Here is a 6,924-nt window from a genome sequence, read left to right on the forward strand (position 1 = left end):
ATCCGTACTGAACATATTATACATTATTTTCAGTATAGTTGAGCTTATTATTGACTAGAGTCATGCTCCATCACAACCTCCCAGCTCGACCTGGAGACCCTATCCCGCAGGGCCTGGCGAAACAACGAAACCTTGGCTCGACCCTAGGAGCAGGCTGCCCCTTGTCCCCATTTCCTTTTTGATTCTTTAACAAACTCCGGGATCCCCATCCCTCAATGGCTGAGGGCCAACGCTCTCCCCTCTACGGTCGCTGCCATCTCCCACAACAGATCTTCCGTCTCTTCCCAGCCGATGCAGCCATCGGTGATGGAAACCCCGTACTGGAGCGGCGCCCCTTCCTGCCAGGTTTGCTTGCCCGGATAGAGGTTGCTCTCCAGCATCAGTCCCATCAAAGCCCGCTGCCCCGCCTGGTACTGCTGTAGCACCGCCCGACAGACGGATCCCTGGTTGCGGTAATTTTTGTGGGAGTTGTCATGGGAGCAGTCCACCATCACCGAGCGAGGGATCCCTTGATCCTTCATCAGCAGTGCTGCCCGCGCCACATCTTCCGGGCCGTAGTTGGTCTTGCCCCCTCCCCCCCGCAACACGATGTGCCGATCCGGGTTGCCGGTGGTTTTCACCAGAGCCGTCATGCCATCTTGGCCAATGCCCAAGAAACTGTGGGGATGGCTGGCGGAGAGGATGGCATTGAGAGCGATTTCCAGCCGTCCATCGGTGCCGTTTTTGAAGCCCACAGGCATGGAGAGACCGCTGGCCATTTCCCGGTGAGTTTGGCTTTCGATGGTTCTGGCGCCAATGGCCGCCCAGCTCACCAGATCTGCCGTGTACTGAGGGGTCACCGGATCCAGCATCTCGGTGGCACAGGCCAGGCCCAGCTCGTTGATCTGCAAGAGAATGGAACGGGCCAGTTGCAAGCCGGTGGCAATGTCGCAGGAGCCATCCAGGTGGGGATCGTTGATCAGGCCCTTCCAGCCCACCGTGGTGCGGGGTTTCTCAAAATACGTGCGCATAACGATCACCAGGTGCTCCCGAGTTTGGTCGGCCACCCGCTTGAGGCGATGGGCATACTCCAGAGCCGCTGCGGGATCGTGGATGGAACAGGGGCCGACGATCACCACCAAGCGATGGAGATCCCGTCCGTGGATGATGTCGCGGATGGCTTGCCGAGTGGAGAGCACCACCTGGGCTGCCGTTTCCGTAAGGGGCAGCTTGGCCTTGACAGCAGCAGGGGCAATCAAGGGAGTCACCTCTTGGATATTGCAATTGTCGGTTTGAGGGGGCATGGAACTGTCCTTAGTGTGCAAGTGGGTGGATGGGGTCGTCGAGCCATCAAAAAAGCCCTGGCGCTGGGCTCAGGGCTTCAGGACTGACTCGGGTAAACCTAGGTCTTTAGTTTACGCGCCACCCTTCCGCCCTGGTCGTTGCCAGGGAAAGGTAAAGTAGCCAAAAAAGGAAGCGCGCCAGACCATGCGGAGAGCAAACTTAAAACCTGTACGAGATAACTATACCCGAAAAAACCTCGTTTGACACCTCAGGGATCCGGTTTCCTGGCGGAGAGACCAGCGGGAAGTCTTAAGTCGACCGAGCCGCTGTCTTGGCAATCCAGTAGCCGCAGGGGTGTTCTCCCTGCACCTGCCAGGTGATGCGCTCTACCCGGCAATCGGGCAAGGCGGCAGCAAACATCTCCAGCTCGTGACCGCAGACGCTGGGGAAGGTGTGGGCAATCTGAGCAATGGCGCAATTGTGCTCGACCAGGACATACTGCTCGACATAATCCTCAGACCCCTCTGCTGCCGTCGGCCCAGTCAGGTCGGCAGGATAGGGGTAGTACTCCGCCATGTAACCCTCCGCCTGGCGCAACTGCACCAAGCGCTCCAGCCGCTCCCGCAGGGATCCGGATCCCAGTTGGGCCTGATACTCCCGGGCTTTGCGCTGCCACTGGTGGTGGAGAAGGGATCCCATCTGTTCGGATCCCAGGGTTTCGGCCAGGGTGTTGAGCAGGCCAAGGGCAAACTCGTCGTAGCTGGCGGGGAACTGCTCTTCTCCCAAGGGGCTGAGCTGATAGAGATGCTGGGGTCGCCCTAGACCATTGGGTTGAGCGACATGTTGGATCAACCCCTCTGCCTCCAGATCCTTGAGGTGGCGGCGGATGGCCTGGGGAGAAATGCGCAGGTGCTCTGCCAGCGTTTGGGCGTTGGCCTGCCCCGCCTTGCGCAGGTAGACCAAGATGGCCTGCTTACTCGAAGCGGGTTGAGCGACCTGCCCGGTGATCTTGCGCGTGCTGTCCACCCTCGCCCTCCTGGTTAGACTGGGTTAATCGGCTGCCGCTGCCAGCACAGCTCTCTGCTATTTTGACAACGGGATCATTGCTAAAGTAACCTGAGGATCAGATAAACAACAACTCTGTTGTTTTATTTGGCCATCTGTCTTAGTCGCGTTTCTACCCTGTCACTACCCGAGAGCCATCCATGTCTACGAGCGTCCGCGCCCTGGTCAACCAGCCCTACAAGTACGGCTTTGTAACCGACATCCCCTCTGAGTCGATTGGCAAAGGCTTGAACGAAGAGGTGATTCGGCAGATCTGGGCCAAGAAAGGGGAGCCAGACTTTATGCTAGAGTTCCGGCTGCGGGCCTACCGCCAGTGGCTGAAGATGAGCGAGCCCACCTGGCCCAACGTCAGCTACCCGCCCATTGACTACCAAAACATTGTCTACTACTCGGCCCCCAAGGTGCAGCCCAAGAAAAAGAGCCTGGACGAAGTGGATCCGGTGCTGTTGGAGACCTTCGAGAAATTGGGGATCCCCTTGTCTGAACAGAAGCGGCTGGCCAATGTGGCGGTGGATGCCATCTTCGACAGCGTTTCGGTAGCCACCACCTTCCGGGAGAAGCTGGCCAAGGAAGGCGTGATCTTCTGCTCCATGTCGGAGGCACTGCGGGAGTATCCGGAGCTGGTGCGCAAGTACTTGGGCAGTGTGGTTCCCATTGCTGATAACTACTACGCTGCGCTGAACTCGGCAGTGTTCAGTGATGGATCCTTTGTCTATGTGCCCAAAGGGGTGCGCTGTCCCATGGAGCTTTCCACCTATTTCCGCATCAACAACGGCGAATCGGGCCAGTTTGAGCGCACCCTGATCATTGCCGACGAGGGATCCTACGTCAGCTACTTGGAAGGGTGTACTGCCCCCATGTTCGACACCAACCAACTGCATGCGGCGGTGGTGGAGCTGATCGCCCTAGACAATGCCGAGATCAAGTACTCGACGGTACAGAACTGGTATGCCGGCGACGAAAACGGCAAAGGGGGCATTTATAACTTTGTAACCAAGCGCGGCCTGTGTCAGGGGGCAAACTCCAAAATCTCCTGGACGCAAGTGGAGACCGGCTCCGCCATCACCTGGAAGTACCCCAGCTGTGTGCTGGTGGGGGAAAACTCGGTGGGCGAATTTTACTCGGTTGCCCTCACCAACCACTACCAGCAGGCCGATACCGGCACCAAGATGATTCACGTGGGCCGCAACACCCGCAGCAAAATCATTTCCAAGGGCATCTCGGCGGGACACTCCAAAAACAGCTACCGCGGTCTGGTCAAAATCGGGCCGAAAGCAGAAGGGGCCCGCAATTTTTCCCAGTGCGATTCCATGTTGATCGGGGATCAGTGCAGCGCCAACACCTTCCCCTATATCGAGGTGCAAAACAACACCGCCAAAGTGGAGCACGAAGCTTCCACCTCTAAGATTGGAGAAGAGCAATTGTTCTACTTCCAGTCCCGCGGCATCTCTGCGGAAGATGCTGTGTCCATGATCATCAGCGGCTTCTGCCGAGAAGTGTTCAACCAACTGCCGATGGAGTTTGCTGTAGAAGCCGATCGGTTGCTGAGCCTGAAGTTAGAGGGATCCGTCGGCTAGGGGATTGCTCCCAATGCGAAGCTGAGCAAGTGGGCGAGGCCGCTGACACGCTGTGGGAGCAGGCGCTGCCATTTTCAGGAGAAGGGTAAGGGGTTAGGTAACTCCCAAGGCAGAGGGCTGTGATCCCCTGAAGCCAGAGGCGGCCCAAGGGCTTGGCGACGTTGCAAACAGCGCATGGATGCAGGGGGGGAGAGGGGATAATCAAGGAGTTTTGAACCGTAAGGCTAGGCAGGAGAAGTTCCCCATGAGGGCATTTCTGGAGGAGTTCAAAAAGTTCATCAGCCGGGGCAATGCCTTAGATTTGGCTGTTGGCGTTGTTATTGGAGGTGCTTTTGGGAAGATTGTGACTTCTTTTGTAGCAGATCTGTTTACTCCAGTTTTAGGCTTGATGATTGGTGGAGTGAGCTTCCAGAACTTGGTCTGGAAAATCGGTGGAAGTCCTGAAGACCCAGTTACGATTAACTACGGTAGCTTTCTGCAAGCTGTGTTTGATTTTGTGATTATCGCTTTTGCCATCTTCTTACTGGTGAAGGCGATCAACACCCTACAGCGAAAGGAGGAAGAATCTCCTCCCACATTGCCCCCACCAGAAGTGGTTTTGCTGACAGAGATCCGGGATATCCTCAATCGCCACTCCCAATAGAGCTATAGGGGATCCTTAGGCCCAAAATCCAAACCTGGTTTAGGGATCCCTTAACTTTTCAGCTCCTGCCCTTCGGTGTCAACCCTAGAGTCTAGCCATGATCCGTGAAAACAGCCCTGTTATCTTATCCGTTCGAGATCTCAGCGCCGAGATCGACGGCACCCCCATTCTCAAGGGGTTGAGCCTGGAAATTCGCGCCGGAGAAATCCACGCCATCATGGGCCCCAATGGCTCTGGAAAAAGCACTTTTTCCAAGATCTTGGCTGGCCACCCCGACTACCGGGTGACAGGAGGCGAGATCCTCTATCTGGGCAAGAATCTTCTGGAAATGGAACCGGAGGAGCGGGCTTGGGCAGGGATCTTCTTGGCGTTTCAATACCCCATCGAGGTTCCGGGGGTGAGCAACTTGGATTTCTTGCGGGCTGCCTACAACGCCCGACAGAAATATCGGGATCAGCCGGAACTGGATGCTCTGGATTTTGACGACCTGGTACGGGAAAAGTTGGATATTGTCAAAATGGATCCCGCTTTTTTGGAGCGCTCTGTGAACGAGGGCTTTTCCGGCGGTGAGAAAAAGCGCAACGAGATCCTGCAAATGGCGGTGTTGGAGCCCACGCTGGCCATTTTGGACGAGACGGATTCCGGCCTGGATATCGACGCGCTGCGCATCGTCGCCCAGGGCATCAACCGACTGGCCGGCTCTGAGAATGCCATGCTCTTGATCACCCACTACCAACGCTTGCTGGACTATGTAACCCCCGACTACGTGCACGTGATGGAGGGGGGTCGTATCGTCATCAGCGGGGACAAGACCTTGGCGCTGGAGCTGGAGGAACGGGGCTACGACTGGATCAAAACTCAGTTGGGCCAAGAATCAGCAGCCGCAACATCCCGGCGGGAGGAAGAGGGATGAGCGCCACCTTGCCCAAACCTTTTGCCCCAGAGAGCCGCCTATTCCTGGAGCACATCCTCGGCCAAATCCCGGAAAGGCAGGATCCCTACACCACCCTTAGGCAGCAGGCCCGCGCCCAACTGGCCGAACTGGGGATCCCGACCCCACGGGAAGAAGATTGGAAATACAGCGATCTCTCGCCGCTGCTGGCCCACGAGTTTCGCCTGGCTGTCGCGGCGGATCCGGCTCTGGATGCGGCAACCCTAGAGCCCTGGCTTTGGCCGGAAGCCAGCCACAGCCGCGCCGTGTTCGTCAACGGCTACTTTGCCCCCCAGCTTTCTGATTTGAGCGGCCTGCCCACCGCTTTGCAGGTGATCCCTTTAGCCCAAGCCCCAGGGGAGTTGCTGCAAACCCTGGCCAAGACGGATGTGTTTACGGCCCTCAACACCGCTCATCTGGGAGATGGGATCCAGATTGGCCTACAGCCCGGCCAGGAAGTTCCGTCACCGCTGCACCTGCTGTTCATAACGGTGGCTCCTGAGGGAGAGGCCGTTTTGGCCCAGCCCCGCTGCCTGCTGTCTTTGCAAGCCCACAGCTCCCTCACGCTGATCGAAGATCATGTATCCCTGGGATCCGGGATCCCCTTTGGCAACGCGGTTACGGAGATCGCCCTGGCAGAGGGATCTCGTTTGCACCATGTGATTTTGCAAAGGCAGGGATCCCCAGCCTTCCACATCAACAAGACCGCCGTGCGCCAAAGCTGCGACAGCCACTACCGCCTCCAGGCGATTCAGTGGGGATCCCAGTTTTCTCGCCACAACCTGGAGATCACCCAAGCCGGAGCCCAGGCCCACACCCAACTGCAGGGGCTAACGCTGCTGAAGGGATCCCAGCACAGCGACACCCACTCCCGCTTGGTGCATCAGGCCCCCCACGGCAGCAGCCGCCAATTGCACAAGTGCATTGTGGACGAGACGGCCCATGCGGTCTTCAGCGGACGGATTCTGGTGAGCCGAGAGGCCCAACTGACGGACGCCGCCCAGACCAACCGCAACCTGCTCCTAGGCCCCAAAGCGCGGGTCGACACCCAGCCACAACTGGAGATCTTTGCCGACAACGTCAAGTGTGCCCACGGGGCCACCGTCAGCCAACTGGAGGCGGAAGAGATCTTTTATCTGCAAAGCCGGGGTATTCCCCAAGCTGAGGCCAGGCAACTTCTCACCTGCGCTTTTGCGGCAGAAGTTCTGGAAGGGATCCCGTTGGCTCAACTTCCCACCCTGGTGGCCCGCCAGTTGGCTGGGATCCCGTGAATCCAATCAATTCCAATAACAATAATAAGTTGTTGCTCCCCCATTACCCTCAAGAGTGACCAGACTTGGGCGTAATGGATAGGCAGCAGTAAACTACCCGGTTCCGACCGCTAAGCGGTACGGAGCGGGCTTTCAGTAGCCCTGAGCCTGTTCTGCTCTACCAGAGAACAAAAC

The 6,924-nt window shown here is 57.6% G+C and carries 6 protein-coding genes; 4 read left to right on the plus strand and 2 right to left on the minus strand.

The window, feature by feature from the left end; all coding sequences use genetic code 11:
* Positions 1–212: 212 nt before the first annotated feature.
* Together NW837_RS14040 and sufR are read right to left on the minus strand one after the other, a co-directional pair.
* Positions 213–1,283: a 3-deoxy-7-phosphoheptulonate synthase gene (locus NW837_RS14040; protein ID WP_414332215.1), complete on the minus strand. Its 1,071-nt coding sequence runs from the start codon at positions 1,281–1,283 to the stop codon at positions 213–215.
* A gap of 289 nt (positions 1,284–1,572) precedes the next feature.
* A complete protein-coding gene (gene sufR, locus NW837_RS14045; RefSeq protein WP_414332216.1) occupies positions 1,573–2,289 on the minus strand; it encodes an iron-sulfur cluster biosynthesis transcriptional regulator SufR in 717 nt (238 codons plus the stop codon).
* A gap of 179 nt (positions 2,290–2,468) precedes the next feature.
* On the opposite strand from sufR, the gene sufB reads away from it, so the two are divergent.
* From sufB to sufD, 4 genes are all read left to right on the plus strand, one after another.
* Entirely contained in the window at positions 2,469–3,905 is a 1,437-nt protein-coding gene (gene sufB / locus NW837_RS14050) for a Fe-S cluster assembly protein SufB (protein ID WP_414332217.1), read from the plus strand.
* A 244-nt stretch (positions 3,906–4,149) separates the two neighbouring features.
* Positions 4,150–4,548: a large-conductance mechanosensitive channel protein MscL gene (mscL, locus tag NW837_RS14055; RefSeq protein WP_011431004.1), complete on the plus strand. Its 399-nt coding sequence runs from the start codon at positions 4,150–4,152 to the stop codon at positions 4,546–4,548.
* Between the two features lie 97 nt (positions 4,549–4,645).
* Positions 4,646–5,461: a Fe-S cluster assembly ATPase SufC gene (gene sufC / locus NW837_RS14060; protein ID WP_414332218.1), complete on the plus strand. Its 816-nt coding sequence runs from the start codon at positions 4,646–4,648 to the stop codon at positions 5,459–5,461.
* Positions 5,458–6,750 (plus strand): Fe-S cluster assembly protein SufD, encoded by a 1,293-nt coding sequence (gene sufD / locus NW837_RS14065; RefSeq protein ID WP_414332219.1) that lies wholly within the window; start codon positions 5,458–5,460, stop codon positions 6,748–6,750. Before sufC ends, sufD begins: the two co-directional genes overlap by 4 nt.
* Positions 6,751–6,924 lie beyond the last annotated feature (174 nt).

It is taken from the genome of Synechococcus sp. R6-10, assembly GCF_047461815.1.
Lineage (GTDB): Bacteria > Cyanobacteriota > Cyanobacteriia > Thermostichales > Thermostichaceae > Thermostichus.

Excerpts from the sequence above, each read along its gene's own strand:
- mscL (WP_011431004.1), top strand. The coding sequence starts at position 4,150 with ATGAGGGCATTTCTGGAGGAGTTCAAAAAGTTCATCAGCCGGGGCAAT.
- sufB (WP_414332217.1), top strand. The coding sequence starts at position 2,469 with ATGTCTACGAGCGTCCGCGCCCTGGTCAACCAGCCCTACAAGTACGGC.
- sufD (WP_414332219.1), top strand. The coding sequence starts at position 5,458 with ATGAGCGCCACCTTGCCCAAACCTTTTGCCCCAGAGAGCCGCCTATTC.
- sufC (WP_414332218.1), top strand. The coding sequence starts at position 4,646 with ATGATCCGTGAAAACAGCCCTGTTATCTTATCCGTTCGAGATCTCAGC.
- NW837_RS14040 (WP_414332215.1), bottom strand. The coding sequence starts at position 1,283 with ATGCCCCCTCAAACCGACAATTGCAATATCCAAGAGGTGACTCCCTTG.